23 protein-coding genes are annotated in these 26,308 nt (G+C 58.8%); 22 read left to right on the forward strand and 1 reads right to left on the reverse strand.

Annotated elements, in window-relative coordinates:
• Position 1 precedes the first annotated feature (1 nt).
• The 16 genes from rseP (at position 2) to ispD (ending at position 20,007) form a co-directional block, all read left to right on the forward strand.
• Positions 2–1,354, forward strand: coding sequence for a sigma E protease regulator RseP (gene rseP / locus KGA82_RS27740; RefSeq protein WP_192228496.1), 1,353 nt, complete (start codon positions 2–4; stop codon positions 1,352–1,354).
• A 74-nt stretch (positions 1,355–1,428) separates the two neighbouring features.
• On the forward strand, positions 1,429–3,804 hold the full coding sequence (bamA, locus tag KGA82_RS27745; protein WP_008039402.1) for an outer membrane protein assembly factor BamA: 2,376 nt from the start codon (positions 1,429–1,431) through the stop codon (positions 3,802–3,804).
• A gap of 45 nt (positions 3,805–3,849) precedes the next feature.
• A complete protein-coding gene (locus KGA82_RS27750; RefSeq protein ID WP_008028980.1) occupies positions 3,850–4,353 on the forward strand; it encodes an OmpH family outer membrane protein in 504 nt (167 codons plus the stop codon).
• 3 nt (positions 4,354–4,356) lie between these two features.
• Positions 4,357–5,412 (forward strand): UDP-3-O-(3-hydroxymyristoyl)glucosamine N-acyltransferase, encoded by a 1,056-nt coding sequence (lpxD, locus tag KGA82_RS27755; protein WP_192417911.1) that lies wholly within the window; start codon positions 4,357–4,359, stop codon positions 5,410–5,412.
• A gap of 108 nt (positions 5,413–5,520) precedes the next feature.
• Positions 5,521–5,961: a 3-hydroxyacyl-ACP dehydratase FabZ gene (gene fabZ / locus KGA82_RS27760; protein ID WP_008028982.1), complete on the forward strand. Its 441-nt coding sequence runs from the start codon at positions 5,521–5,523 to the stop codon at positions 5,959–5,961.
• A complete protein-coding gene (gene lpxA / locus KGA82_RS27765) occupies positions 5,958–6,734 on the forward strand; it encodes an acyl-ACP--UDP-N-acetylglucosamine O-acyltransferase (RefSeq protein ID WP_008039405.1) in 777 nt (258 codons plus the stop codon). Before fabZ ends, lpxA begins: the two co-directional genes overlap by 4 nt.
• 2 nt (positions 6,735–6,736) lie before the next feature.
• Positions 6,737–7,867, forward strand: coding sequence for a lipid-A-disaccharide synthase (gene lpxB, locus KGA82_RS27770; protein WP_192228497.1), 1,131 nt, complete (start codon positions 6,737–6,739; stop codon positions 7,865–7,867).
• Positions 7,864–8,502, forward strand: a complete 639-nt coding sequence (gene rnhB, locus KGA82_RS27775; protein WP_223453196.1) for a ribonuclease HII — start codon at positions 7,864–7,866, stop codon at positions 8,500–8,502. The genes lpxB and rnhB overlap by 4 nt, the downstream gene beginning before the upstream one ends.
• A 76-nt stretch (positions 8,503–8,578) precedes the next feature.
• Positions 8,579–12,100 carry a DNA polymerase III subunit alpha gene (dnaE, locus tag KGA82_RS27780; protein ID WP_008028986.1) on the forward strand — a complete coding sequence of 1,174 codons (3,522 nt, stop codon included), beginning with the start codon at positions 8,579–8,581 and terminating at the stop codon, positions 12,098–12,100.
• A 140-nt stretch (positions 12,101–12,240) separates the two neighbouring features.
• Complete coding sequence (locus tag KGA82_RS27785) at positions 12,241–13,188, forward strand: acetyl-CoA carboxylase carboxyltransferase subunit alpha (RefSeq protein WP_223453197.1); 948 nt, start codon at positions 12,241–12,243, stop codon at positions 13,186–13,188.
• A 133-nt stretch (positions 13,189–13,321) separates the two neighbouring features.
• Complete coding sequence (gene tilS / locus KGA82_RS27790) at positions 13,322–14,650, forward strand: tRNA lysidine(34) synthetase TilS (protein ID WP_223453238.1); 1,329 nt, start codon at positions 13,322–13,324, stop codon at positions 14,648–14,650.
• A 274-nt stretch (positions 14,651–14,924) separates the two neighbouring features.
• Positions 14,925–16,556, forward strand: coding sequence for a CTP synthase (locus KGA82_RS27795; RefSeq protein ID WP_223453198.1), 1,632 nt, complete (start codon positions 14,925–14,927; stop codon positions 16,554–16,556).
• A 5-nt stretch (positions 16,557–16,561) separates the two neighbouring features.
• Complete coding sequence (kdsA, locus tag KGA82_RS27800) at positions 16,562–17,407, forward strand: 3-deoxy-8-phosphooctulonate synthase (RefSeq protein WP_008028990.1); 846 nt, start codon at positions 16,562–16,564, stop codon at positions 17,405–17,407.
• Between the two features lie 156 nt (positions 17,408–17,563).
• Positions 17,564–18,853 (forward strand): phosphopyruvate hydratase, encoded by a 1,290-nt coding sequence (eno, locus tag KGA82_RS27805; protein ID WP_008039408.1) that lies wholly within the window; start codon positions 17,564–17,566, stop codon positions 18,851–18,853.
• A gap of 171 nt (positions 18,854–19,024) precedes the next feature.
• On the forward strand, positions 19,025–19,303 hold the full coding sequence (gene ftsB, locus KGA82_RS27810; protein ID WP_008028992.1) for a cell division protein FtsB: 279 nt from the start codon (positions 19,025–19,027) through the stop codon (positions 19,301–19,303).
• Complete coding sequence (ispD, locus tag KGA82_RS27815; RefSeq protein WP_223414411.1) at positions 19,300–20,007, forward strand: 2-C-methyl-D-erythritol 4-phosphate cytidylyltransferase; 708 nt, start codon at positions 19,300–19,302, stop codon at positions 20,005–20,007. Before ftsB ends, ispD begins: the two co-directional genes overlap by 4 nt.
• 155 nt (positions 20,008–20,162) lie before the next feature.
• Here ispD and KGA82_RS27820 read toward each other — a convergent pair whose 3' ends face one another.
• Complete coding sequence (locus tag KGA82_RS27820) at positions 20,163–21,059, reverse strand: LysR substrate-binding domain-containing protein (RefSeq protein WP_223453199.1); 897 nt, start codon at positions 21,057–21,059, stop codon at positions 20,163–20,165.
• Positions 21,060–21,165: 106 nt separating this feature from the next.
• Between KGA82_RS27820 and KGA82_RS27825 the strand changes: the two genes are divergently transcribed.
• From KGA82_RS27825 to KGA82_RS27850, 6 genes are read left to right on the forward strand one after another with little or no spacing between them, the layout of a single operon-like run.
• Positions 21,166–22,278 (forward strand): S-(hydroxymethyl)glutathione dehydrogenase/class III alcohol dehydrogenase, encoded by a 1,113-nt coding sequence (locus tag KGA82_RS27825; RefSeq protein WP_223453200.1) that lies wholly within the window; start codon positions 21,166–21,168, stop codon positions 22,276–22,278.
• A gap of 8 nt (positions 22,279–22,286) precedes the next feature.
• Entirely contained in the window at positions 22,287–23,132 is an 846-nt protein-coding gene (fghA, locus tag KGA82_RS27830) for an S-formylglutathione hydrolase (RefSeq protein WP_008029003.1), read from the forward strand.
• A 53-nt stretch (positions 23,133–23,185) separates the two neighbouring features.
• Positions 23,186–23,659, forward strand: coding sequence for a 2-C-methyl-D-erythritol 2,4-cyclodiphosphate synthase (ispF, locus tag KGA82_RS27835; RefSeq protein WP_008029005.1), 474 nt, complete (start codon positions 23,186–23,188; stop codon positions 23,657–23,659).
• On the forward strand, positions 23,656–24,714 hold the full coding sequence (truD, locus tag KGA82_RS27840) for a tRNA pseudouridine(13) synthase TruD (protein ID WP_223453201.1): 1,059 nt from the start codon (positions 23,656–23,658) through the stop codon (positions 24,712–24,714). Before ispF ends, truD begins: the two co-directional genes overlap by 4 nt.
• Positions 24,702–25,451 carry a 5'/3'-nucleotidase SurE gene (surE, locus tag KGA82_RS27845; RefSeq protein ID WP_008029009.1) on the forward strand — a complete coding sequence of 250 codons (750 nt, stop codon included), beginning with the start codon at positions 24,702–24,704 and terminating at the stop codon, positions 25,449–25,451. The genes truD and surE overlap by 13 nt, the downstream gene beginning before the upstream one ends.
• 38 nt (positions 25,452–25,489) lie before the next feature.
• The gene (locus KGA82_RS27850; RefSeq protein ID WP_177318174.1) at positions 25,490–26,125 is read left to right on the forward strand and encodes a protein-L-isoaspartate(D-aspartate) O-methyltransferase; all 636 of its coding nucleotides are present in this window, start codon (positions 25,490–25,492) and stop codon (positions 26,123–26,125) included.
• Positions 26,126–26,308 lie beyond the last annotated feature (183 nt).

Genomic DNA, 26,308 nt, shown 5'->3' on the forward strand with positions numbered 1-26,308 from the left:
GATGAGCGCGCTCTATATGATTGTCGGCACCCTGGTAGCCCTGGGCGTGCTGGTCACTTTCCACGAATTCGGCCATTTCTGGGTCGCACGTCGCTGTGGAGTCAAAGTGCTGCGTTTCTCCGTGGGCTTCGGTATGCCGTTGCTGCGCTGGCACGACAAGAAAGGCACTGAATTCGTGATTGCCGCCATCCCGCTGGGTGGCTACGTGAAAATGCTCGACGAGCGCGAAGGTGAAGTGCCGGCCGATCAGCTCGATCAATCCTTCAATCGCAAATCCGTCCGTCAGCGCATTGCTATCGTGTCGGCGGGGCCGATTGCCAACTTCTTGCTGGCGATGATTTTTTTCTGGGTGCTCGCCATGCTTGGCAGCGAGCAGGTGCGGCCAGTCATTGGTGCCGTTGAGTCCGGCAGTATCGCCGCCAGGGCGGGTTTGAGTGCAGGTCAGGAAATTGTTGCCATTGATGGTGAGCCGACTTCGGGCTGGGGTGCAGTAAATCTGCAACTGGTTCGCCGTCTTGGTGAAAGCGGTTCCCTTCAGTTGCTGGTTCGTGAGCAGGGTTCCACAGCGGATTCGCCGCGTGAGCTGGTGCTGGATAAATGGCTCAAGGGCGCTGACGAGCCGGATCCGATTCGCTCGCTGGGTATTCGCCCATGGCGTCCGGCGTTGCCGCCGGTGCTGGCGGAACTCGATCCGAAAGGCCCGGCGCAGGCTGCCGGCCTGAAAACCGGTGACCGATTGTTGGCTCTGGATGGCAAGGCGCTCGATGACTGGCAACAAGTGGTCGATATCGTCCGTATTCATCCTGATACCAAAATCATGCTGCGCGTCGAGCGCGATGGTGCTCAAATCGACGTCCCTGTGACGCTGGCTTCTCGCGGCGAGAAAAAGTCGCCCAGTGGTTATCTCGGTGCCGGGGTGAAAGCGATCGATTGGCCGCCGGAGATGATTCGCGAGGTCAGTTACGGTCCTTTGGCCGCGATTGGCGAGGGGGCTCGACGCACCTGGACCATGAGCATACTGACCCTCGATTCGCTCAAGAAAATGTTGTTCGGTGAGCTCTCGGTAAAAAACTTGAGTGGACCGATAACCATTGCTAAAGTGGCGGGCGCTTCTGCCCAGTCGGGCGTCGCTGATTTCCTGAATTTCCTTGCTTATCTGAGTATTAGCCTGGGGGTTCTGAATTTGTTGCCCATTCCGGTACTGGATGGGGGGCATTTGTTGTTTTATCTGATTGAGTGGGCGCGTGGTCGCCCCTTGTCGGATCGGGTGCAGGGTTGGGGGATACAGATCGGCATCAGTTTGGTGGTCGGGGTGATGTTGCTCGCTCTGGTCAATGATTTGGGTCGTCTGTAACACTTCGCTGAATTGCGAATCTGCCGCATTTTGCGGCAGTTTGTTTATTGCCAGTTGGAATAAGAAAGGACTTCATGAAACGTCTGCTGCTAACTGCGGTTCTCACCGTATTGATGATCGCCGAAGTTCACGCCGAGTCCTTCACTATCTCTGATATTCGCGTCAATGGCCTCCAGCGGGTCTCCGCGGGTAGCGTCTTTGGTGCCTTGCCGTTGAACGTCGGTGAACAGGCGGATGATCGTCGCCTGGTGGAATCCACTCGTGCGCTGTTCAAAACCGGGTTCTTTCAAGATATCCAGCTGGGCCGCGATGGCAACGTCCTGGTCATTACTGTAGTCGAGCGTCCGTCCGTCGCCAGTATCGAGATCGAGGGTAACAAGGCGATCTCCACTGAAGACCTGATGAAGGGCCTCAAACAGTCCGGTCTGGCCGAAGGCGAGATCTTCCAGCGCGCCACCCTCGAAGGTGTTCGTAACGAGCTGCAGCGCCAGTACGTCGCTCAGGGCCGCTACTCGGCTACCGTTGACACCGAAGTGGTGCCGCAGCCGCGTAACCGCGTCGGCCTCAAGGTCAATATCAACGAAGGCACCGTTGCAGCTATCCAGCACATCAACGTGGTGGGTAACACGGTCTTCCCTGATGAAGACCTGATCGACCTGTTCGAACTCAAGACCACGAACTGGTTGTCGTTCTTCAAGAACGACGACAAGTACGCTCGTGAAAAACTGTCCGGTGACCTGGAGCGTCTGCGTTCCTACTACCTGGACCGTGGCTATATCAACATGGATATCGCTTCGACCCAGGTGTCCATCACCCCGGACAAGAAGCACGTCTACATCACCGTCAACGTCAACGAAGGCGAGAAGTACACCGTTCGTGACGTCAAGCTGAGCGGCGACCTGAAAGTTCCTGAAGACCAGGTCAAGTCCCTGCTGCTGGTGCAGAAAGGCCAGGTGTTCTCGCGCAAGCTGATGACCACTACGTCCGAACTGATCACCCGTCGCCTGGGTAACGAGGGTTACACCTTCGCCAACGTCAACGGCGTACCTCAGCCGCATGATGAAGACCACACCGTCGATATCACTTTCGCGGTCGATCCGGGCAAGCGTGCTTACGTTAACCGCATCAACTTCCGTGGCAACACCAAGTCCGAAGACGAAGTGCTGCGCCGTGAAATGCGTCAGATGGAAGGCGGCTGGGCTTCGACTTACCTGATCGACCAATCCAAGACCCGTCTTGAGCGTCTGGGCTTCTTCAAGGAAGTCAACGTCGAAACCCCGGCTGTACCGGGTGTCGATGACCAGGTTGACGTGAACTACAGCGTTGAAGAGCAAGCGTCCGGTTCGATTACCGCCAGCGTCGGCTTTGCACAGAGTGCCGGTCTGATCCTCGGTGGTTCGATCACCCAGAACAACTTCCTCGGTACCGGTAACAAGGTCAGCGTTGGCTTGACCCGCAGTGAATACCAGAGCCGCTATAACTTCGGTTATGTCGACCCGTACTGGACTGCTGACGGTGTGAGCCTGGGTTACAACGCGTTCTATCGCACCACTGACTACAAAGACCTCGACGTCGACGTTGCCAGCTATGCGGTAGACAGCTACGGTGCCGGCGCCAGCGTCGGTTATCCGATCAGCGAGACTTCGCGTCTGACCTTCGGCCTGACTGCGCAACAGGACAAGATCAAGACTGGCCTGTACACCGTTGACGAAATCTTCGACTTCGTTAACAAGGAAGGCGACAGCTACCTGAACTTCAAGGCTTCGGCCGGTTGGTCCGAGTCGACCCTGAACAAAGGCGTGCTGGCGACCCGTGGTCATTCGCAAAGCCTTGTGCTGGAAACCACGACCCCTGGCAGCGACCTGTCGTTCTTCAAACTCGACTACCGTGGCCAGTTGTTCCAGCCGTTGACCGAAAACTACACCATGCGCCTGCATACCGAGCTGGGTTATGGCGATGGCTACGGTTCGACCGATGGCTTGCCGTTCTATGAAAACTACTATGCTGGTGGTTTCAACTCGGTTCGTGGCTTCAAGGACAGCACCCTGGGTCCTCGCAGTACTCCAAGTACCGGCAAGAACCCTGGCACTGCGCTCGATCCGGACCAGGATCCGCTGCCGTTCGGTGGTAACGTCCTGATCCAGGGCGGTGTGGAGGTTCTTTTCCCTCTGCCGTTCGTCAAGGATCAGCGTTCCCTGCGCACCTCGGTATTCTGGGACGTGGGTAACGTGTTCGACTCGCAGTGCAAGTCGACCACCAATGCCGATGGTTCGAAGTCCAATACACAGTGCAACGACATCAGCCTGAGCAACATGGCCAGCTCTGTCGGTGTAGGCGTGACATGGGTTACCGCACTGGGTCCTCTGAGTTTCGCGTTGGCCATGCCGATCAAGAAACCGGATGAGGCTGAAACTCAAGTGTTCCAATTCTCCCTCGGCCAGACGTTCTAAGCGTCTGACCCAAGATAACGACAATGGATTTTGTAGGAGTGCATCGTGCGTAAGTTGACTCAATTGGTTCTCCTGGCGACCGTACTGGTAGCAGGCCCGGCTTTTGCCGACATGAAAATTGCCGTTCTGAACTATCAAATGGCTTTGCTGGAATCCGATGCGGCCAAGAAGTACGCCGTGGATGCCGAGAAGAAGTTCGGCCCGCAACTGACCAAGCTCAAGACGCTGGAAAGCAGTGCCAAGGGTATTCAGGACCGTCTGATGGCTGGCGGCGACAAGATGCAGCAAGGCGAGCGTGAGCGTCTGGAGCTTGAATTCAAGCAAAAGGCCCGTGACTTCCAGTTCCAGTCCAAGGAATTGAACGAAGCCAAAGCCGTTGCCGACCGTGAAATGCTGAAGCAGCTCAAGCCGAAACTGGACAGCGCTGTGGAAGAAGTCATCAAGAAAGGTGCTTTTGACCTGGTCTTCGAGCGTGGCGCAGTGATTGATGTCAAACCTCAGTACGACATCACTCGCCAGGTTATCGAGCGCATGAATCAGCTGAAGTAATCCATGACAGCGACCATAAAACTCGGCCAGTTGGCCGAGTTCCTCGGCGCCACCCTACGTGGCGACCCAGAGAAGGAAATTACTGGGCTAGCCACTTTGCAAGAGGCTGGCCCAGCTCAGTTGAGCTTTCTGGCAAATCCTCAATACCGCAAATACCTGGCTGACAGCCGGGCTGCAGCACTGTTGCTGAAAGCCGCTGACGCTGAAGGTTTTGCCGGGAATGCGTTGGTCGTACCTGATCCGTACGCCGCCTACGCTCGTGTTTCCCACCTCTTCGATCCCAAGCCCAAGGCGGCTGCCGGCATTCATCCGACCGCAGTGATTGCGGCGGACGCGGTGGTTGATCCAGCGGCGAGCATCGGTGCCTTTGTGGTCATCGAAAGCGGGGCGCGAATTGATGCAGGTACGACCATCGGCGCGCATTGCTTCATCGGCGCTCGTAGCGTTATCGGCGAAGGTGGCTGGCTCGCACCGCGTGTCACGCTGTATCACGACGTGCGCATCGGCAAGCGGGTGGTGATTCAGTCCGGTGCAGTATTGGGTGGCGAAGGCTTCGGCTTTGCCAACGAGAAAGGCATCTGGCAGAAAATCGCCCAGATCGGTGGCGTTCTGGTCGGTGACGATGTGGAGATCGGCGTGAATACTGCCATCGACCGCGGTGCACTGGCCGATACCATTCTTGGTAATGGCGTCAAGCTCGACAATCAGATTCAGATCGCCCACAACGTTCAGGTTGGTGATCACACTGCCATGGCGGCGTGCGTGGGGATTTCCGGCAGCACCAAAATCGGCAAGCATTGCATGCTCGCCGGTGGCGTAGGGCTGGTGGGACATATCGAAATTTGTGACAAGGTTTTCATTACCGGGATGACCATGGTGACCCACTCGATTACCGAGCCGGGTTCCTATTCTTCCGGTACGGCCATGCAACCGGCTGCCGAATGGCGCAAAAGCGCGGCACGTATCCGTCAGCTCGATGACATCGCGCGGCGGCTGCGACAGCTGGAAAAGCGAGTAGGGGAAGTGACCCCTGACGGTATTGCTTCATCAGATGGCTGATACCATTTCCATATCAAGTGTGCACAGCCGCTAGACTGCCTCCTTGATTTGCTAGAGGAGCGCGCGTCAGTCGCGCGTTCCCAATCTTTACATAGGCTTCCCCCCGAAATGATGGACATCAACGAGATTCGCGAATACCTGCCTCACCGTTACCCGTTCCTGCTGGTGGACCGGGTCGTGGATCTGGATGTGGAAGGCAAGCGCATTCGCGCCTACAAGAATGTCAGCATCAACGAACCGTTCTTCAATGGTCACTTCCCTGCGCATCCAATCATGCCGGGCGTACTGATCATCGAAGCGATGGCTCAGGCTGCCGGGATCCTTGGTTTCAAGATGCTGGACGTGAAGCCGGCTGATGGCACCCTGTACTACTTCGTAGGCTCCGACAAACTGCGTTTCCGTCAGCCGGTCAAGCCTGGCGACCAGTTGATCCTTGAAGCCACGTTCATCAGCTGCAAGCGCAAGATCTGGAAGTTCGAATGCCAGGCGTCGGTAGATGGCAAGCCGGTCTGCTCGGCCGAGATCATCTGTGCGGAACAAAAAGTATGAGTTTGATTGACCCTCGCGCAATCATCGATCCGACGGCCATCCTGGCCGACGACGTCGAGGTCGGCCCTTGGTCGATCGTCGGCGCTGGTGTGGAAATCGGCGAGGGGACAGTGATCGGGCCGCATGTGATTCTCAAAGGCCCGACCCGAATCGGTAAGCACAACCGCATCTACCAGTTTTCTTCGGTAGGCGAAGACACGCCCGATCTGAAATACAAGGGTGAAGAAACCCGTCTGGTCATCGGTGACCACAACGTCATCCGTGAAGGCGTGACCATTCACCGCGGGACCATTCAGGACCGTTCCGAAACGACCCTGGGCGATCACAACCTGATCATGGCCTACGCTCACATCGGCCACGACAGCGTCATCGGCAACCATTGCATCCTGGTCAACAACACTGCGTTGGCGGGCCACGTGCATGTTGAAGACTGGGCGATCCTGTCCGGTTTTACCCTGGTTCACCAGTATTGCCACATCGGCGCCCACAGCTTTTCCGGTATGGGTACCGCCATCGGCAAGGACGTTCCAGCGTACGTCACGGTGTTCGGCAACCCGGCCGAAGCGCGCAGCATGAACTTCGAAGGCATGCGCCGTCGTGGTTTCAGCGAAGACGCGATCCACGCCCTGCGCCGTGCCTACAAGGTGGTTTATCGCCAGGGCCTCACGGTTGAGCAGGCACTCGCGGAGCTGGCCGAACCTTCGGAGCAGTTTCCGGAAGTTGCGGTGTTCCGTGACTCCATCCAGTCTTCGACCCGCGGCATCACACGTTAATCATGGCTAATCTGCGTATTGCGCTGGTGGCGGGTGAGGCTTCCGGTGACATTCTGGGCGCCGGTCTCATGCGTGCGCTCAAGGCTCAGCATCCGGCGGTCGAGTTCATCGGTGTCGGTGGCCCGCTGATGCAGGCTGAAGGCCTGACCTCGTATTTTCCGATGGAACGTCTCTCGGTCATGGGGCTGGTGGAAGTGCTCGGTCGGCTGCGCGAGTTGTTGAAACGCCGCAAGAAGCTGATCGCAGACCTGATCGCCGAGAAACCGGACGTGTTCATCGGTATCGATGCGCCGGATTTCAACCTCAATATCGAACTGAAGCTGCGTCAGGCCGGGATCAAGACCGTGCATTACGTCAGCCCGTCGGTGTGGGCGTGGCGGCAGAAGCGGGTGCTGAAGATTCGCGAAGGTTGCGACCTGATGCTGACGCTGTTCCCGTTCGAAGCGAAATTCTATGAAGAGAAGGGCGTGCCGGTGCGGTTTGTCGGTCACACCTTGGCCGATGCGATACCCCTTGAGGCTGATCGTCGCGCTGCACGCGCCGAGCTCGGTTTGCCTGATGGCCCATTGGTCGCGCTGATGCCGGGCAGTCGCGGTGGCGAAGTCGGGCGTCTGGGCGCTTTGTTCCTCGATGCCGCCGAGCGTTTGCGCGCCATGCGCCCTGGCGTGCGGTTCATTATTCCTTGCGCCAGCCCTCAGCGCCGCGTGCAGCTTGAAGAACTGCTTGCCGGTCGCGATCTGCCGCTGACCCTGCTCGACGGCAAGTCCCATCTGGCGCTGGCCGCCTGCGACGCAGTGTTGATCGCCTCCGGAACGGCGACCCTCGAAGCCTTGCTGTACAAGCGTCCGATGGTGGTGGCTTATCGCCTGGCACCGCTGACGTTCTGGATCCTCAAGCGCATGGTGAAAAGCCCTTACGTCTCGTTGCCGAACCTGCTCGCCCAGCGCCTCTTGGTGCCTGAATTGTTACAGGACGATGCAACGGTTGAAGCCTTGGCCCAGACGCTGTCGCCCCTGATCGAAGGTGGCGAAGAGCAGACCCGCGGCTTCGACGAAATCCACCGGACCTTGCGCCTGGATGCCTCCAATCAGGCAGCGGACGCGGTATTGAATCTGATCGGCAAAACACAATGACAAAAGCACAACAGATGGGCCTCGATTTCACCTTGGTCGCCGAAGTCGAAGAGCTGGTTGCCGGTGTTGATGAAGTCGGTCGCGGCCCGCTCTGCGGCGCTGTGGTCACGGCAGCGGTGATCCTCGATCCGAATCGTCCGATCCTTGGCCTCAACGATTCGAAGAAGCTCACCGAAGCCCGCCGCGAAAAACTCTTCGACGAAATCTGCGAAAAAGCCCTGAGCTGGTGCATCGCTCGCGCGGAAGTCGAAGAAATCGACGAGCTGAACATCCTGCATGCCACCATGCTGGCCATGCAGCGTGCGATCGAAGGCCTGCACATTCAGCCAAAACTGGCGATGATCGACGGTAACCGCTGCCCGAAACTGGCCATGCGCGCTGAAGCCGTGGTCAAGGGCGACAGCAAGGTCCCGGCCATCGCCGCGGCCTCGATTCTGGCCAAGGTCAGCCGCGACCGTGAAATGGCGGCATTCGAACTGATTTACCCGGGTTACGGCATCGGCGGTCACAAAGGCTACCCGACGCCCGTTCATCTGGAAGCGCTGGCACGCTTGGGGCCGACGCCGATTCACCGCCGCTCGTTCGCACCGGTGCGGTTGGCGTATGAGGCGCGGGAAAGCCTCATGGAGAGTTAGTCGCGAGGCTGATGTTTTCGCCAAGGCCCGGTACAATCCGGGCCTTGTTGTCTTCACGTTTCTAGACAGGATCACTATGCCGGCTTCATTCGTTCACCTACGCCTGCACACTGAATACTCCCTGGTCGACGGTCTGGTGCGGATCAAACCGCTGGTCAAGACCCTGGTCGGCATGAACATGCCTGCCGTAGCGGTCACCGATCAGAACAACATGTGTTCCCTGGTCAAATTCTATAAAGCCTCGATGGGCGCAGGTATCAAGCCGATCTGCGGCGCCGACTTGTGGCTGTCGAACAAGGACCCGGACAACGCCCTGAGCCGGATCAGCCTGTTGGCGATGAACGCTGTCGGCTATCGCAACCTGACTGAGCTGATCTCCCGCGGTTTCATCGACGGCCAGCGTAATGGCTCGATCATCATCGAGCGTGAGTGGGTGGCCGAGGCCAGCGAAGGCTTGATCATGCTGTCGGCGGCGAAGGAAGGCGAAATCGGCCTGGCCATGCTCAGCGGCAATCCGGCGGAAGCGGAAAAACTGGCACGCGAATGGATGGCGGTGTTCCCGGATCGTTTCTACCTGGAAATCCAGCGCACCAACCGCCCTAACGATGAAGAACAACTGCACGGTGCCGTGGCCCTGGCCGAGAAAATCGGCGCGCCGCTGGTGGCGACCAACGACGTGCGCTTCATCAAGCAGGAAGATTTCGCGGCTCACGAAACCCGCGTCTGCATCGGTGAGGGTCGCGCCCTCGACGATCCGCGGCGGTCGAAGAACTACAGCGATCAGCAATACCTCAAAAGCGCCGAGGAAATGGCCGAGCTGTTCAGCGACATTCCCGAGGCGCTGGAAAACACCGTCGAGATCGCCAAGCGCTGCAACATCGAAGTGAAGCTGGGCACGCACTTCCTGCCCAACTTCCCGATTCCCGATGGCATGACCATCGACGAATATTTCCGCAAGGTGTCCTTCGATGGCCTGGAAGAACGGCTGACCGTTCTGCTGCCCAAGGACACCACCGAAGACTATGAAGCCAAGCGCCAGGTCTACGTCGACCGGTTGAATTTCGAGCTGGATATCATCATCCAGATGGGCTTCCCCGGTTACTTCCTGATCGTTATGGACTTTATCCAGTGGGCCAAGAGCAACGGTGTGCCGGTAGGCCCTGGCCGTGGATCGGGTGCCGGATCGCTGGTGGCCTATGTACAGAAGATCACCGACCTCGACCCGCTGGAATATGACCTGCTGTTCGAACGGTTCCTTAACCCGGAACGGGTCTCCATGCCCGACTTCGACGTTGACTTCTGCATGGACGGTCGTGACCGCGTGATCGACTACGTGGCCGAGAAATACGGGCGCAACGCGGTAAGCCAGATCATCACTTTCGGTTCCATGGCTGCCAAGGCTGTGGTCCGTGACGTGGCGCGGGTCCAAGGCAAGTCCTACGGCCTGGCGGATCGTCTGTCGAAGATGATTCCGTTCGAAGTCGGCATGACCCTGGAAAAAGCCTACGAACAGGAAGAAATCCTGCGTGACTTCATCAAGGTCGATGAAGAAGCCGCGGAAATCTGGGAAATGGCGCGCAAGCTTGAAGGCGTCGTGCGTAACGTCGGTAAACACGCCGGTGGTGTGGTTATCGCGCCGACCAAGCTGACCGACTTCTCGCCGATCTATTGCGACGAGGCCGGTGACGGCCTGGTAACCCAGTTCGACAAGGACGACGTTGAAGCCGCCGGCCTGGTGAAGTTCGACTTCCTCGGTCTGCGGACCCTGACGGTCATCGACTGGGCGCTGAAAACCATCAACCGCGACCGCGCCAAGGTCAACGAGCCACCGCTGGACATCGCGTTCATTCCGCTGGACGACAAGCCGACCTACACGCTGCTGCAAAAAGCGGAAACCACCGCGGTGTTCCAGCTCGAGTCGCGCGGCATGAAAGAGCTGATCAAAAAGCTCAAGCCCGACTGCCTGGAAGACTTGATCGCACTGGTGGCCCTGTTCCGTCCGGGCCCTTTGCAATCCGGCATGGTTGACGACTTTATCAACCGTAAGCACGGCCGCGCCGAACTCGCGTACCCGCACTCGGATTACCAGTACGAAGGCCTGAAACCGGTACTGGCACCGACTTACGGCATCATCCTGTATCAGGAACAGGTGATGCAGATCGCCCAGGTCATGGCCGGTTACACCCTCGGCGGTGCGGACATGCTGCGGCGGGCCATGGGTAAGAAAAAGCCCGAAGAAATGGCCAAGCAGCGCGGCGGTTTCATTGAAGGTTGCAAGACCAACAATATCGAAGCCGACCTGGCCGGTAACATTTTCGACCTGGTAGAGAAATTCGCCGGTTACGGCTTCAACAAATCCCACTCCGCCGCCTACGGGCTGGTGTCGTACCAGACCGCGTGGCTGAAAACGCACTACCCGGCGCCGTTCATGGCCGCGGTACTGTCGGCGGATATGCACAACACCGACAAGGTCGTGACCTTGATCGAAGAAATTCGCACCATGAAGCTGCGTCTCGACGCGCCGGATGTGAATACTTCGGAGTTCAAGTTCACGGTGAACGACGAAGGCCGCATCATTTACGGCCTCGGCGCGATCAAGGGTGTGGGCGAAGGCCCGGTGGAGGCGATTACCGAGGCGCGTCAGGACGGTCCGTTCAAGGATCTGTTCGATTTCTGCGCCCGTGTCGACCTCAAGCGCATCAACAAGCGCACCCTCGACGGTTTGATCCGCAGCGGTGCGCTGGATCGTCTGGGCCCGTATTTCCATGACGAACCGAAAGCCTATCAGGCGAGCATCGACCAGAACCGCGCAGTGCTGCTGAATGCGATGGAAGGGGCGATCAAGGCCGCCGAACAAACCGCTCGCACCCACGACAGTGGCCACGCCGATCTGTTTGGCGGGCTGTTCGTCGAGGCAGACGCCGACGTCTACGCCAATCACCGCAAGGCGAAAGAGCTGACCCTGAAGGAACGCCTGAAAGGGGAGAAAGACACCCTGGGCCTGTACCTGACCGGTCACCCGATCGACGAATACGAAGGCGAAATCCGCCGCTTTGCCCGTCAGCGCATCATCGATCTGAAGCCGGCTCGTGATACGCAGACCGTCGCGGGCATGATCATCGCCCTGCGTGTGATGAAGAACAAAAAGGGCGACAAGATGGGGTTCATCACCCTTGACGATCGTTCTGGGCGGATCGAAGCTTCGTTGTTTGCCGATGCGTTCCATTCGGCGCAGTCGCTGTTGCAGACTGATGCGATGGTTGTTGTCGAGGGCGAAGTCAGCAACGACGATTTCTCCGGCGGTTTGCGCCTGCGGGTCAAGCGGGTGATGAGCATGGAAGATGCGCGCACCAACCTGGCCGAAAGTCTGCGCTTGAAGCTGCAGACCAAGGATTTGAAAGGCGATCAGCTACGCTGGCTGGGTGAGCTGTTCAAGCGTCACCGAGGTGCGTGCCCGATCACCATGGAGTACACGAGCCCCGATGCGAAGGCCTTGCTGCAGTTCGGCGAGACCTGGCGAATCGACCCGGCGGATGCGTTGATTCAAGCCTTGCGTGACCAGTTCGGGCGAGACAACGTCTTCCTCCAATACCGTTGACGGTCAGGTAGCAACTGAACGCCCTGATCTCGACCTGAATTTTTAATCTCGACCTGAACGCGCCTCTCCCTTAAGGTAGGGCGCGAATAGACAACCGGCCGGCCCAAGCTCTCTTGGACGTCGACCCAAGACGGACGCCTATGAACCCGAATTTTCTAGATTTCGAACAGCCGATCGCCGACCTGCAAGCCAAGATCGAAGAGTTGCGCTTGGTCGGTAACGACAATTCGCTGAATATCGGCGATGAGATCTCCCGCCTGCAGGACAAAAGCAGCACGCTGACCGAAGACATCTTCGGCAAGCTGACCAGCTGGCAGATCGCGCGTCTGGCGCGTCACCCGAAACGTCCATACACCCTGGACTACATCGAACACATCTTCACCGAGTTCGACGAACTGCACGGCGACCGTCACTTCTCTGACGACGCTGCCATCGTTGGCGGCGTGGCCCGTCTGGACGACCAGCCGGTGATGATCATCGGTCACCAGAAAGGCCGCGAAGTGCGCGAGAAGGTTCGCCGCAACTTCGGTATGCCGCGTCCGGAAGGCTACCGCAAGGCGTGCCGCCTGATGGAAATGGCCGAGCGCTTCAAAATGCCGATCCTGACCTTCATCGACACGCCGGGTGCTTACCCGGGCATCGACGCTGAAGAGCGCAACCAGAGCGAAGCGATTGCCTGGAACCTGCGTGTCATGGCTCGCCTGAAAACCCCGATCATCGCCACCGTCATCGGTGAAGGTGGTTCCGGTGGTGCACTGGCAATCGGCGTGTGCGATCAGTTGAACATGCTGCAGTACTCGACCTACGCGGTGATCTCGCCGGAAGGTTGTGCGTCGATTCTGTGGAAAACCGCCGAAAAAGCGCCGGATGCCGCTGAAGCCATGGGCATCACCGCCGAGCGCCTGAAAGGCCTGGGCATCGTTGACAAAGTGATCGGCGAGCCTCTGGGCGGCGCTCATCGCGACCCGGTGGCGGCCGCTGCATCGATCCGTGCCGAGCTGACCTCGCAACTGGCGATGCTGAAGAAGTTCGATAACGACGCGCTGCTCAAGCGCCGTTACGAGCGACTGATGAGCTACGGTCTCTAAGCCGGGCGCGCAATATCCCTGTGGGAGCGAGCCTGCTCGCGATTGCGGTTTAACATTCAACTAATCGGTTGGCTGTTTGACCGCAATCGCGAGCAGGCTCGCTCCCACATTTGATTTGTGCAAAGGGAAAGATATGGATCGGCCCACGATTGATTTGCCTTCCCGGCTTTTGATGAATCTGAACCCGTGGCGCAATGCTGCGAAATGGCACATCGCCTTCTCCGGTGGACTCGACTCCACGGTCCTTCTGCACCTTCTCGCCCATCTCGCCAAAACCGAACACCTCCCTGAGCTGAAAGCTATCCACATTCATCACGGCCTCCAGTCTGCGGCCGACGCGTGGCCGGAGCATTGCCAGTCAGTCTGTGATGCGCTGGGAATACCGCTACAGGTCGTTCACGTCCAGGTTCAGCCCGGCGCCAGCCTTGAGCGTGCAGCCCGTGACGCGCGTTATGGTGCGTTCATCGAGGCTACTCAAGCCAATGAAGTGCTGTTGACCGCCCAGCATCGTGATGATCAGGCGGAAACCCTGTTGTTCCGATTGCTGCGTGGGGCAGGGGTGAGAGGGTTGTCGGGGATGCCGCGCCAGCGTGTGTTGGGCAAAGGGCATCTGGTGCGACCCTTGCTCGATGTCACGCGAGCAGAGTTGGAGGGGTACGCGAACCAGTGCTCATTGAGCTGGATCGAGGATCCTTCCAATCAGGATCGACGTTTCTCGCGTAATTACTTGCGCAATCAGGTGTTCCCGGTGCTGACCGAGCGCTGGCCTCAAGCGATGGCGACTATGGCTCGCAGCGCCGCGCATCTGAGCGAAGCGCAGGAATTGCTCGATGAGTTGGCGCAAATCGATCTGGCCCAGGCCAGCTCCATCAGTGAATTCGATTGGCTGGGTGTGCCGTCACTTGAGCTTTCTACGCTTGCCAGCCTGTCCGCCGCTCGCCAGCGAAATGCAGTGAGTCACTGGCTCTCGGCATTGACCCGTTTACCGGATAGCGACCATTGGTCGGGTTGGGAAGATTTTCGTGATGCTGCCGCGGATGCGTCTCCGGTCTGGCGCTTGGCTGATGGGGAATTGCATCGGGCGAACGGGCGGATCTGGTGGCTGTCGGGCTGCTGGCTGCGAACGCCGCCGCCCGCGCCTGATTGGACTGATCCCTCGCTATCGCTGGCGTTGCCGGATAACGGCGTGCTCTCACTCACCGGTCAAACCCCCGATGGCCCGCTGCATATCCGCTATCGTGAAGGGGGTGAGGTCATGAGTCTGCCCGAGCGCGGCCATCGTGATCTGAAGCGTTTGCTCAACGAACGCGGCGTCCCGGGCTTCGTCCGTGGCAGATTGCCGTTGCTCTATCAGGGCGAGCAATTGTTGGCGGTGGCGAGGCTGCAAGGTTTGAATGGCAGTGAGCAGGACGGCTGGAATTTGCATTGGCAGCCACCGAACGAAGATCAAGGTTTGAGCTGAAAGGGGCTTTCCGGTAGACTACGCTCCCTTCTTGATACAACTTCTGTGGATTCGCCTGAATTGCAGGAGTTGCCGATTACCAAGCAGTCTTTGCTGGGCGATTCCAAAAAATGTGTAGCGAGCAACGTACCGGTGTTTCATCTTCCGGTCTGTCCCAACGCGGCGGTTTTTTTGAAAGGTGCACTGTGATTAATGCAGGTGATCGGGGGCTTCGGCCTTCCTTCGCTTTCCCCGGCGGCTCGGACCGCTTTAACGCAGACTTCTAGGGTTTTTCATGACGCGCTACATATTCGTCACGGGCGGTGTTGTTTCTTCATTGGGGAAAGGCATTGCATCGGCTTCATTGGCGGCCATCCTGGAGGCGCGGGGACTTAAGGTCACCATGCTGAAGCTGGATCCGTACATCAACGTCGATCCGGGCACCATGAGCCCGTTCCAGCACGGTGAAGTGTTCGTCACCCACGACGGCGCCGAGACCGACCTGGACCTGGGTCACTACGAGCGGTTCATCCGCACGACCATGACCCAGAACAACAACTTCACCACCGGCCGTGTCTACGAACACGTCCTGCGCAAAGAGCGCCGTGGTGATTACCTGGGCGCGACCATCCAGGTGATCCCGCACATCACCGACGAAATCAAGCGCCGGATCATCAAGGGCGCCGGCGATGCCGACGTGGCCATGGTCGAGATCGGTGGCACCGTGGGTGACATCGAATCCCAACCGTTCCTCGAAGCCATCCGCCAGCTGCGTTTCGAAGTCGGCGCCAAGCGCGCGATGCTGATGCACCTGACACTGGTGCCGTACATCGCCACTGCCGGCGAAACCAAAACCAAGCCAACCCAGCACTCGGTCAAGGAGCTGCGCTCCATCGGCCTGCAACCTGACGTGCTGGTGTGCCGCTCCGATCACCCGATCGACATCTCCTCGCGTCGCAAGATCGCGCAATTCACCAACGTTGAAGAACGTGCGGTGATCGCGCTGGAAGACGCCGACACCATCTACAAGATCCCGGGCATCCTGCATTCGCAAGGCCTGGATGATTTTGTGGTCGAGCGTTTCGGCCTGCAATGTGGCGGTGCTGATCTGTCCGAGTGGGAAGCCGTGGTTGACGCCAAGCTCAATCCTGAGCACGAAGTCACCATCGCCATGGTCGGCAAGTACATGGAATTGCTGGACGCCTACAAGTCGCTGATCGAAGCGATGAGTCACGCCGGCATCAGCAACCGCACCAAGGTCAACCTGCGCTACATCGATTCCGAAGACATCGAAAACCAGGGCACCGCGCTGCTGGAAGGCGTCGACGCGATTCTGGTTCCAGGCGGCTTCGGTCTGCGTGGCGTGGAAGGCAAGATCACCGCCGTCCAGTTCGCTCGCGAAAACAAGGTTCCGTACCTCGGCATCTGCCTGGGCATGCAAGTGGCGGTCATCGAGTTCGCTCGTAACGTCATGGGCTGGAAAGACGCCAACTCCACCGAGTTCGATCGTGCAAGCGGTCACCCGGTCGTGGGTCTGATCACCGAGTGGGAAGACGCCACCGGCGCCGTCGAAACCCGTACCGAAACCTCCGATCTGGGCGGCACCATGCGTCTCGGCGCGCAGGATTGTCTGCTGGAGCCGGGTTCCCTGGTTCACGGTTGCTACGGCAAGGACGTGATCGTCGAGCGTCACCGTCACCGCTACGAAGTGAACAACAACCTGCTGCCGAAAATCATGGAAGCCGGTCTGAAAATCTCCGGTCGCTCCGGTGATGGCGCGCTGGTTGAAGTGGTCGAAGCCCCGGATCATCCATGGTTCGTCGCTTGCCAGTTCCACCCTGAGTTCACCTCGACGCCACGCGACGGTCACCCGTTGTTCAGCGGCTTCGTCAAAGCAGCTTTGGCTCAACACCAGAAGAAGGCTTGAACCTTATGGCGCAGAAGATCATCCGCGTAGGCGATATCGAGATTGCCAACGACAAGCCAATGGTGCTTTTCGGTGGCATGAACGTGCTGGAAAGCCGCGACATGGCGATGCAGGTCTGCGAAGAGTACGTGAAGGTTACCGAGAAACTCGGTATCCCTTACGTGTTCAAGGCCAGCTTCGACAAGGCCAACCGTTCCTCCGTGACCTCTTACCGTGGCCCCGGCCTGGAAGAGGGCATGCGGATTTTCCAGGACATCAAGCAAGCCTTCGGCGTGCCGATCATCACTGACGTCCACGAGCCTGAACAGGCCGCGGTCGTCGCTGAAGTCTGCGACATCATCCAGCTGCCGGCCTTCCTGTCGCGCCAGACCGACCTCGTGGTCGCGATGGCCAAGACCGGTGCGGTGATCAACATCAAGAAAGCCCAGTTCCTCGCACCTCAGGAAATGAAACACATCCTGAACAAGTGCGTGGAAGCGGGTAACGATCAGTTGATCCTCTGCGAGCGTGGTTCGAGCTTCGGCTACAACAACCTGGTGGTCGACATGCTCGGCTTCGGCATCATGAAGCAGTTCGAGTACCCGGTGTTCTTCGACGTGACCCACGCGCTGCAAATGCCTGGCGGTCGTGCCGATTCCGCCGGCGGTCGTCGCGCCCAGGTCCTCGATCTGGCGAAAGCCGGGATCAGCCAGTCACTGGCCGGTCTGTTCCTCGAAGCCCACCCGGACCCGGACAACGCCAAATGCGACGGCCCTTGCGCCTTGCGTCTGGACAAACTGGAGCCATTCCTGGCCCAGCTCAAAGCTTTGGACGAACTGGTGAAGAGTTTTCCGACGGTAGAAACCGCGTAATCCTCATTTCTCCGGTAAAGTACCGCACGATTTGTTGCTCAGGCCCTCGGGCCTGAGCCTTATCGTCCGCAAGTCTGCCCGTTGCACATCACTTGCCGGCGATAAAAGATTTCCTTCAGCTGCGTCGTTTTCGTCAACTTTGGAGTGTTTACAACAATGGCAAAAATCGTCGACATCAAAGGTCGTGAAGTTCTCGACTCCCGTGGCAACCCCACCGTGGAAGCGGACGTGCTTCTCGATAACGGCATCATCGGCAGTGCTTGCGCGCCGTCCGGTGCTTCCACTGGCTCGCGTGAAGCGCTCGAGCTGCGTGATGGCGACAAGAGCCGTTACCTGGGCAAAGGCGTTCTGAAAGCCGTCGCCAACATCAACGGTCCGATCCGCGACCTGTTGAAAGGTACAGATCCGAGCGACCAGAAAGCGCTGGATCACGCGATGATCAAGCTGGACGGTACTGAAAACAAAGGCTCCCTGGGCGCCAACGCGATCCTCGCCGTTTCCCTGGCCGCGGCCAAGGCAGCAGCTCAGGACCAGGACCTGCCGCTGTACGCACACATCGCCAACCTGAACGGCACCCCGGGTGTTTACTCGATGCCGGTTCCGATGATGAACATCATCAACGGTGGCGAGCACGCCGATAACAACGTCGACATCCAGGAATTCATGGTTCAGCCGGTTGGCGCCAAGTCTTTCTCGGAAGGTCTGCGCATGGGCACCGAGATTTTCCATCACCTCAAAGCTGTGTTGAAGGCCCGTGGCCTGAGCACTGCCGTCGGTGACGAAGGTGGTTTCGCACCGAACCTGGCTTCCAACGAAGACGCTTTGAAAGTGATCTCCGAAGCCGTGGCCAACGCCGGTTACAAGCTGGGCACCGACGTGACCCTGGCACTGGACTGCGCGGCCAGCGAGTTCTACGAAGACGGCAAGTACAACCTGTCCGGCGAAGGCCAGGTGTTCACCGCTGAAGGTTTCGCCGATTACCTGAAAGGCCTGACCGAGCGTTACCCGATCATCTCCATCGAAGATGGCCTGGACGAGTCCGACTGGGCTGGCTGGAAAATCCTCACCGACAAGATCGGCGAGAAGACCCAGCTGGTAGGCGACGACCTGTTCGTAACCAACACCAAGATCCTGAAAGAAGGCATCGATAAAAAGATCGCCAACTCGATCCTGATCAAGTTCAACCAGATCGGCACCCTGACCGAAACCCTGGAAGCCATCCAGATGGCCAAGGCCGCCGGTTACACCGCCGTGATCTCGCACCGCTCCGGCGAAACCGAAGATTCGACCATTGCCGACCTGGCTGTGGGCACTTCGGCTGGCCAGATCAAGACCGGCTCCCTGTGCCGTTCCGATCGCGTTTCCAAGTACAACCAACTGCTGCGTATCGAAGAGCAGTTGAACGGCAAAGCCAAGTACAACGGCCGCAGCGAGTTCCGCGGGTAAGCTGTAGAAGGTAAAAAGACACCGGATTGTGTCGGAAAAATCGCGACAGCGACGTTTTTGCCACTAATCTGATGCCTTAAGAGCACAAGCCTGGATTTTCCAGGCTTCGTGCTATCAGAAGCTTCAAAGTTTTGGCATGGCTGTCTTTTTTCACTGGATACCTGATATTCGATGCGCAGTCCCAATTGGTTGTTCCTCGTCTTGCTCTTGTTGCTGGCTGGCCTGCAATACCGCCTGTGGGTGGGTAATGGCAGTCTGGCGCAAGTGGCCGAGCTGACTCAGCAGATCGCGGATCAACACGCAGAGAACGAAGGCTTGCTGGAACGCAATCGGGTCATGGACGCCGAAGTCAGTGAATTGAAAAAAGGCATGGAGACCGTTGAAGAGCGGGCTCGCCATGAGTTGGGCATGGTCAAGGACGGTGAAACCCTTTACCAGTTGGCTCAATGAATTCCTCGTTACCGGCCTTCTGGGCCGTTATCCCTGCCGCGGGCGTCGGTGCCCGTATGGCCGCAGACCGTCCCAAGCAATATTTGCACCTGGGCGGGCGCACTATTCTTGAACACAGCCTTGGCTGTTTCCTTGATCATCCTTCCCTGAAGGGGCTGGTGGTCAGTCTGGCTGTTGATGATCCTTATTGGCCCAATCTGGCATGCGCCGGCGATTCGCGTATTCAACGCGTTGACGGTGGTGCCGAGCGTTCCGGGTCGGTGCTCAATGCCTTGCTGCACTTGCATGCGTTGGGTGCGGACGATGAGGATTGGGTGTTGGTCCACGATGCTGCGCGGCCGAATCTGAGCCGCGATGATCTGGACAAGTTGCTGGTTGAACTGGCTGACGATCCGGTCGGCGGGCTGCTGGCGGTTCCGGCACGCGATACCCTGAAGCGGGTCGACAAGCACGGTCGTGTCGTTGAAACCGTGGACCGCAGCGTGATCTGGCAGGCGTATACGCCGCAGATGTTTCGACTTGGCGCGTTGCATCGGGCGTTGGCGGACAGTCTGGTGGCGGATGCGGTGATCACTGATGAAGCGTCGGCGATGGAGTGGGCTGGTATGGCTCCTCGCTTGATAGAAGGGCGTTCCGATAATCTGAAAGTCACTCGCCCTGAAGACCTGGAGTGGCTGCGGCAGCGTTGGGCCAATCGCCGCTAGAGTGCTTTCATCATTCTGAAACCGCGTCGCGTCCTTCGCGAGCAAGCCCGCTCCCACATTCGGTCGCATTCTTTCTGAAGGAACTCGGTGAACTGTGGGAGCGGGCTTGCTCGCGAAAGCGGTAGTCCAGACAGCAAATCCGGCAATGATTTACATCAGCTTCGGTACTCCGGTCTTTGTGCCAACCCTTCCTTCAAATAATCCACCAACTTGCGCACCTTCGGCGACAGATGCCGCTGCTGTGGATAAAGCGCCCAAACGGCAGTATTCGGCGGCTGATGAGCCTCCAGCAGCGAAATCAAATCCCCGGTTTTCAGATGCTCCAGCACGTAGTAATCCGGCAGCTGACAGAGCCCGACGCCCTGTAACGCCGCATCCAGCACTGCTTGCCCACTGTTGCAACGCCAGTTTCCCTGCACCCGCTGGGAAAATTCCCGCCCGTTCTGTTCCAGTTGCCACAGGTCCGAACTACCGATGAGGCAGTTGTGGCGGCTCAATTCCGACAAGCTATGTGGGCGACCATACCGTTCCAGGTAGGACGGCGACGCACACAAATACATGCGTCGCGGTGCCAGTCGCGTGGCGACCAGTCGTGAGTCCTGAAGGCGGCCGAGGCGGATCGCCAGGTCCAGGCCTTCATGCACCAGATCGAGTTGACGGTTGCTCAGTTCGATATCAATCCGCAGTTGCGGATAAAGCCCCATGAATCGCGTCACCAGCGGCACGATAAAGCGCTCGCCGTAGGCCACTGCGCAGGTCATGCGCAACATGCCTTTGGGCTCGCTGGTCAGGTCGCCGACGGCTCTGAGTGCCTCTTCACGACCGTCCTGCAACCGTTGGCAATGCTGCAAAAACGTTTGCCCGGCTTCGGTCAGCGTGACTCGCCGGGTGCTGCGGTACAGCAGGCGCGTCTGAAGGCGTTCTTCGAGGCGTACTATTTGGCGACTGATGTGGGAGGAAGACACCCCAAGACGCTCTGCCGCCGCCGTAAACTGGCTGCACTCGGCCACGGCGACGAACTCGTCGATACCTTCCCAGCGGTTCTCGGACATTAACGATTATCCCTGTATGGCAATAATGTTTTGCTTTTGTCCGGATTATTCACCGTAAGGCGCTGTATTACACTCACTGTCTCGTTTTATTCACTGGAGAACCATCATGATCAAGTCGCGCGCCGCCGTTGCCTTCGAGGCCAAGAAACCCCTCGAGATCGTTGAAGTCGATGTCGCCCTGCCCAAGGCCGGTGAAGTTCTGTTGCGTGTGGTTGCCTCCGGTGTCTGTCATACCGATGCCTACACCCTGTCGGGCGCTGACCCGGAAGGTATCTTCCCGTCGATCCTCGGTCACGAAGGTGGCGCGGTGGTTGAAGCGATTGGCGAGGGCGTGACCTCGGTCGCTGTCGGCGATCATGTGATCCCGCTGTACACCCCGGAATGCCGCAAGTGCAAATTCTGCCTGTCGGGCAAGACCAACCTGTGTCAGGCGATTCGTGCGACCCAGGGCAAAGGCCTGATGCCAGATGGCACCACGCGTTTTTCCTACAAGGGCCAGCCGATTTTCCACTACATGGGCACTTCGACGTTCTCCGAATACACCGTGCTGCCGGAAATTTCCGTCGCCAAGATTCCTAAAGAAGCGCCGCTGGAAAAAGTCTGCCTGCTGGGCTGCGGCGTCACCACCGGCATTGGTGCGGTACTCAACACAGCCAAGGTAAAACCGGGTGATACCGTGGCAATTTTCGGTCTTGGCGGTATTGGTCTGTCGGCGGTCATTGGCGCGGTAAAAGCCAAGGCTGCGCGCATCATCGCCATCGACATCAACCCGGCCAAATTCGAGATCGCCAAACAGTTGGGTGCAACCGACTGCGTGAACCCGAAAGACTTCGACCGTCCGATCCAGGAAGTCATCGTCGACATGACCGATGGCGGCGTCGACTTTTCCTTCGAGTGCATCGGCAATGTCCAATTGATGCGCGCCGCACTTGAGTGCTGCCACAAAGGTTGGGGCGAGTCGGTGATCATCGGCGTCGCCGGTGCCGGTCAGGAAATCGCTACCCGCCCATTCCAGTTGGTCACCGGTCGCGTCTGGCGCGGTTCGGCGTTCGGCGGTGTGCGCGGTCGTACCGAGTTGCCGAGCTATGTCGAAATGGCCGAGACCGGCGAAATCCCGCTGGATACGTTCATCACCCACACCATGGGCCTGGAAGATATCAACAAGGCTTTCGACCTGATGCATGAAGGAAAAAGCATCCGTTCCGTCATTCATTTCTGAGGTCGGTCATGAGCCTGGAAAATATCTCCTGCCAGAAAAGCTTCGGCGGCTGGCACAAACGCTACCGGCACCGCTCCGACGTGCTCGGTTGCGACATGGTGTTTGCCGTGTACCTGCCGCCGCAAGCGGAGCAGGGCGGCAAACTGCCTGTGCTGTACTGGTTGTCCGGCCTGACCTGCACCGACGAAAACTTCATGCAAAAGGCCGGCGCCATGCGCATGGCCGCCGAGCTTGGGTTGATCATCGTTGCCCCGGACACCAGCCCGCGCGGTCCCGATGTGCCGGGTGATCCGGACGGTGCCTGGGACTTCGGCCTAGGCGCCGGGTTTTATCTGAATGCCACGCAGGAACCCTGGTCGCGGCACTATCGGATGCATGACTATGTCGTGCAGGAATTGCCGGCATTGGTCGAAGCCCATTTCCCGGCTTCGGACAAGCGCGGTATCAGCGGCCACTCCATGGGCGGTCACGGCGCGCTGGTCTGTGCGTTGCGCAATCCGGGGCGTTATCAGTCGGTGTCGGCGTTCTCGCCGATCAACAATCCGATGGATTGCCCGTGGGGTCAGAAAGCCTTTTCCCGTTACCTGGGCGAAGACCGTTCGAAGTGGCGCGAGTGGGATGCCTGTGCGCTGATTGCCGAGGCTGACGAGAAGCTGCCGCTGTTGGTCGACCAAGGTGATCGAGATGATTTTCTCGCCACCCAGCTCAAGCCTGAAGCCCTGCAACAGGCGGCCAAACTGGCCGGTCATCCGCTGACGTTGCGCTTGCAACCGGGCTACGACCACAGCTATTTCTTCATCGCCAGCTTCATCGATGAACACTTGCAGCATCATGGACGTGCTCTAAGCGCCTAATGACTGACAAAGCAGGTAGAATCACGCCCTGACAAAAATCGGGGCGTTTTTTTATGCGTATTGGCCACGGCTATGATGTGCACCGTTTCGCTGAAGGCGATTTCATTACTCTGGGCGGCGTGCGCATTGCACACGGCTTCGGGCTGCTCGCTCATTCCGACGGTGACGTCCTGCTGCACGCCTTGAGCGATGCCTTGCTCGGCGCTGCTGCGCTGGGTGATATCGGCAAGCATTTCCCGGACACCGACCCGACATTCAAGGGTGCCGACAGCCGTGTGCTGTTGCGTCATGTCGTCGCACTGGTCCACGCCAAGGGCTGGAAGGTCGGCAACGTCGATAACACCATCGTCGCCCAGGCGCCGAAAATGGCCCCGCATATCGAATCGATGCGTGCGCTGATTGCCGCGGATCTTCAAGTTGAGTTGGATCAAGTGAACGTGAAAGCTACCACCACCGAAAAGCTCGGCTTTGTCGGTCGCGAAGAAGGTATTGCCGTGCACTCCGTTGCCTTGTTGCTGCGCGCATGAACGAACTGCAATTGCTTGGCCCGCGTGCCTATGGTGAAGCCCTCGGCACCGCTGTACTGAAAGCTACGGCGGAAGATTTCCAGGTCGATGAAGTCCTCAATATTCCGCTCAGCGGCGACGGCGAGCACCTGTGGATCTGGGTGGAAAAACGCGGCCTGAATACCGAAGAGGCAGCACGTCGAATCGCCAAGGCGGCGGGCGTGCCGTTGCGCACCGTCAGTTACGCCGGTCTCAAGGATCGTCAGGCGCTGACGCGTCAGTGGTTCAGCGTGCAACTGCCGGGCAAGGCCGACCCCGATCTGTCGGCGGCGGAAAACGATACGCTGAAAATCCTCAAGACCGGTCGGCACAAACGCAAGCTGCAACGCGGTGCCCACTCGGCCAACGGTTTTACTTTGCGCCTCACGCAATTCGCTGGCGACAAAGCGGCGATCGAAGCGCGTCTGCAACTGATCGCCAAACAAGGTATTCCGAATTATTTCGGCGCCCAGCGTTTCGGCTTTGACGGTGGCAACGTGGTCGATGCCCGAGGCTGGGCCGCGCGCAAGGCTTTGCCGGAGCAGCGCAATGTGCGTTCGCGTCTGCTTTCCACCGCCCGCAGTTTTCTGTTTAACCAAGTGTTGGCGGCGCGCGTTGCTGATGGCACCTGGCAGCAAGCGCAGGTTGGCGATCTGTTGGCGTTTACCGACAGCCGCAGTTTTTTTCCGGCTGGTGAGGCCGAGTGCAGCGACCCGCGTCTGGCGATTCTCGACCTGCACCCGACCGGCCCACAGTGGGGTGAAGGTGACTCGCCTGCGATGGGCGCTGTCCATGAACTGGAGCAGGCAATCGCCGCCCGCGAAGCAGACCTTCGCGATTGGTTGATTAATGCCGGAATGAGCCACGAACGTCGCATCCTGCGGCTGCCCATTGGTGGGTTGACGTGGCATTATCCCGAGCCTGACATTCTGCAACTGGAATTCGTCCTGCCGGCCGGATGCTTTGCCACTGTATTGGTGCGCGAGCTTGTTGATCTGGTGCCGGTGGGGCAGACGGACAGCCCATGCGTATTCTGATTTCTAACGACGATGGGGTAACCGCACCCGGTCTCGCCGCGCTTTATGCTGCGCTGGCGGATTACACCGAATGCGTGGTTATCGCCCCGGACCAGGACAAAAGCGGCGCCAGCAGTTCGCTGACGCTCGACCGTCCGCTGCACCCGCAAACCCTGGCCAACGGCTTTATCAGCCTTAATGGCACACCGACCGATTGCGTGCACCTGGGCCTCAACGGCTTGCTGGAGCGCGAAGCGGACATGGTGGTTTCCGGCATTAACCTGGGCGCCAACCTGGGGGACGATGTGTTGTATTCCGGTACCGTGGCAGCGGCCCTCGAGGGGCGTTTCCTGAAGCGGCCATCGTTTGCCTTTTCGTTGGTCTCACGGCAGGTCGAGAACCTTCCCACAGCCGCTTACTTTGCGCGCAAACTGGTGGAAGCCCACGCTGACCTTGACCTGCCACCGCGCACGGTGCTGAACGTGAACATTCCCAATTTGCCGCTGGACCACATCCGCGGAATCCAGCTGACGCGCCTCGGCCATCGCGCCCGCGCCGCGGCACCGATGAAAGTGGTCGACCCGCGCGGCAAGTCCGGTTACTGGATCGCCGCCGCCGGGGACGCCGAAGACGGCGGCCCGGGCACCGACTTCCATGCGGTGATGCAAGGCTATGTATCCATCACGCCGCTGCAACTGGATCGCACCTTCAATGATGCTTTCGCAAGTCTCGACGGCTGGCTGGAGGGACTGCGCTGATGGCTCGTGAACAAGACCCGATGCATCGCGGTATCGGGATGACCTCGCAACGCACCCGCGAGCGTCTGATTCAGCGGTTGTACGAGGAAGGCATTTCCAACACCAAGGTGCTGGAAGTGATCCGCCTTACGCCACGACACCTGTTTGTCGACGAAGCGCTGGCGCACCGTGCCTACGAAGACACGGCGTTGCCGATCGGTAACAACCAGACGATCTCCCAGCCTTACATGGTAGCCCGCATGAGCGAGCTGCTGCTGGAGGCGGGGCCTCTGGACAAGGTAATGGAAATCGGCACAGGGTCGGGTTATCAGACCGCAATCCTGTCGCAACTGGTCGAGCGGGTTTTTTCCGTCGAACGCATCAAGGTTCTGCAGGACCGGGCCAAGGAACGCCTGGTTGATCTGAACTTGCGCAATGTGGTTTTCCGCTGGGGCGATGGTTGGGAAGGCTGGCCTGCGCTGGCGCCGTACAACGGCATTATCGTGACGGCGGTGGCGACCGATGTACCTCAGGCCTTGCTCGATCAGTTGGCACCTGGAGGGCGACTGGTCATACCGGTCGGTTCGGGTGAAGTGCAACAGTTGATGCTGATCATCCGCGAAGAACACGGGTTTTCCAGGCGTGTTCTGGGGGCGGTGCGTTTCGTTCCATTGCTCAACGGCCCCCTGGCCTGAGCATTTGTCCGGGCGCTGTGAATTCTCTTCGATTGCCTCTGTCTTACAGCGGCGTCGATCGGTTAAACGGGTTTCATCGTCAGGTAGCAAACGTGTGCTTCGCTTCATTAAAGGTAAAGCCTGCACAGCCCGTTATACTGGTGACACTTCATGCCGGGAGCACGGCAATTCAATATTTCAGCC

Origin of the sequence: Pseudomonas sp. BF-RE-22, from assembly GCF_019956155.1 — a bacterium.
Classification (GTDB): domain Bacteria; phylum Pseudomonadota; class Gammaproteobacteria; order Pseudomonadales; family Pseudomonadaceae; genus Aquipseudomonas; species Aquipseudomonas migulae.

Excerpts from the sequence above, each read along its gene's own strand:
- rseP (WP_192228496.1), top strand. The coding sequence starts at position 2 with ATGAGCGCGCTCTATATGATTGTCGGCACCCTGGTAGCCCTGGGCGTG.
- bamA (WP_008039402.1), top strand. The coding sequence starts at position 1,429 with ATGAAACGTCTGCTGCTAACTGCGGTTCTCACCGTATTGATGATCGCC.
- lpxD (WP_192417911.1), top strand. The coding sequence starts at position 4,357 with ATGACAGCGACCATAAAACTCGGCCAGTTGGCCGAGTTCCTCGGCGCC.
- fabZ (WP_008028982.1), top strand. The coding sequence starts at position 5,521 with ATGATGGACATCAACGAGATTCGCGAATACCTGCCTCACCGTTACCCG.
- lpxA (WP_008039405.1), top strand. The coding sequence starts at position 5,958 with ATGAGTTTGATTGACCCTCGCGCAATCATCGATCCGACGGCCATCCTG.
- lpxB (WP_192228497.1), top strand. The coding sequence starts at position 6,737 with ATGGCTAATCTGCGTATTGCGCTGGTGGCGGGTGAGGCTTCCGGTGAC.
- rnhB (WP_223453196.1), top strand. The coding sequence starts at position 7,864 with ATGACAAAAGCACAACAGATGGGCCTCGATTTCACCTTGGTCGCCGAA.
- dnaE (WP_008028986.1), top strand. The coding sequence starts at position 8,579 with ATGCCGGCTTCATTCGTTCACCTACGCCTGCACACTGAATACTCCCTG.
- KGA82_RS27785 (WP_223453197.1), top strand. The coding sequence starts at position 12,241 with ATGAACCCGAATTTTCTAGATTTCGAACAGCCGATCGCCGACCTGCAA.
- tilS (WP_223453238.1), top strand. The coding sequence starts at position 13,322 with ATGGATCGGCCCACGATTGATTTGCCTTCCCGGCTTTTGATGAATCTG.
- KGA82_RS27795 (WP_223453198.1), top strand. The coding sequence starts at position 14,925 with ATGACGCGCTACATATTCGTCACGGGCGGTGTTGTTTCTTCATTGGGG.
- kdsA (WP_008028990.1), top strand. The coding sequence starts at position 16,562 with ATGGCGCAGAAGATCATCCGCGTAGGCGATATCGAGATTGCCAACGAC.
- eno (WP_008039408.1), top strand. The coding sequence starts at position 17,564 with ATGGCAAAAATCGTCGACATCAAAGGTCGTGAAGTTCTCGACTCCCGT.
- ftsB (WP_008028992.1), top strand. The coding sequence starts at position 19,025 with ATGCGCAGTCCCAATTGGTTGTTCCTCGTCTTGCTCTTGTTGCTGGCT.
- ispD (WP_223414411.1), top strand. The coding sequence starts at position 19,300 with ATGAATTCCTCGTTACCGGCCTTCTGGGCCGTTATCCCTGCCGCGGGC.
- KGA82_RS27820 (WP_223453199.1), bottom strand. The coding sequence starts at position 21,059 with ATGTCCGAGAACCGCTGGGAAGGTATCGACGAGTTCGTCGCCGTGGCC.
- KGA82_RS27825 (WP_223453200.1), top strand. The coding sequence starts at position 21,166 with ATGATCAAGTCGCGCGCCGCCGTTGCCTTCGAGGCCAAGAAACCCCTC.
- fghA (WP_008029003.1), top strand. The coding sequence starts at position 22,287 with ATGAGCCTGGAAAATATCTCCTGCCAGAAAAGCTTCGGCGGCTGGCAC.
- ispF (WP_008029005.1), top strand. The coding sequence starts at position 23,186 with ATGCGTATTGGCCACGGCTATGATGTGCACCGTTTCGCTGAAGGCGAT.
- truD (WP_223453201.1), top strand. The coding sequence starts at position 23,656 with ATGAACGAACTGCAATTGCTTGGCCCGCGTGCCTATGGTGAAGCCCTC.
- surE (WP_008029009.1), top strand. The coding sequence starts at position 24,702 with ATGCGTATTCTGATTTCTAACGACGATGGGGTAACCGCACCCGGTCTC.
- KGA82_RS27850 (WP_177318174.1), top strand. The coding sequence starts at position 25,490 with ATGACCTCGCAACGCACCCGCGAGCGTCTGATTCAGCGGTTGTACGAG.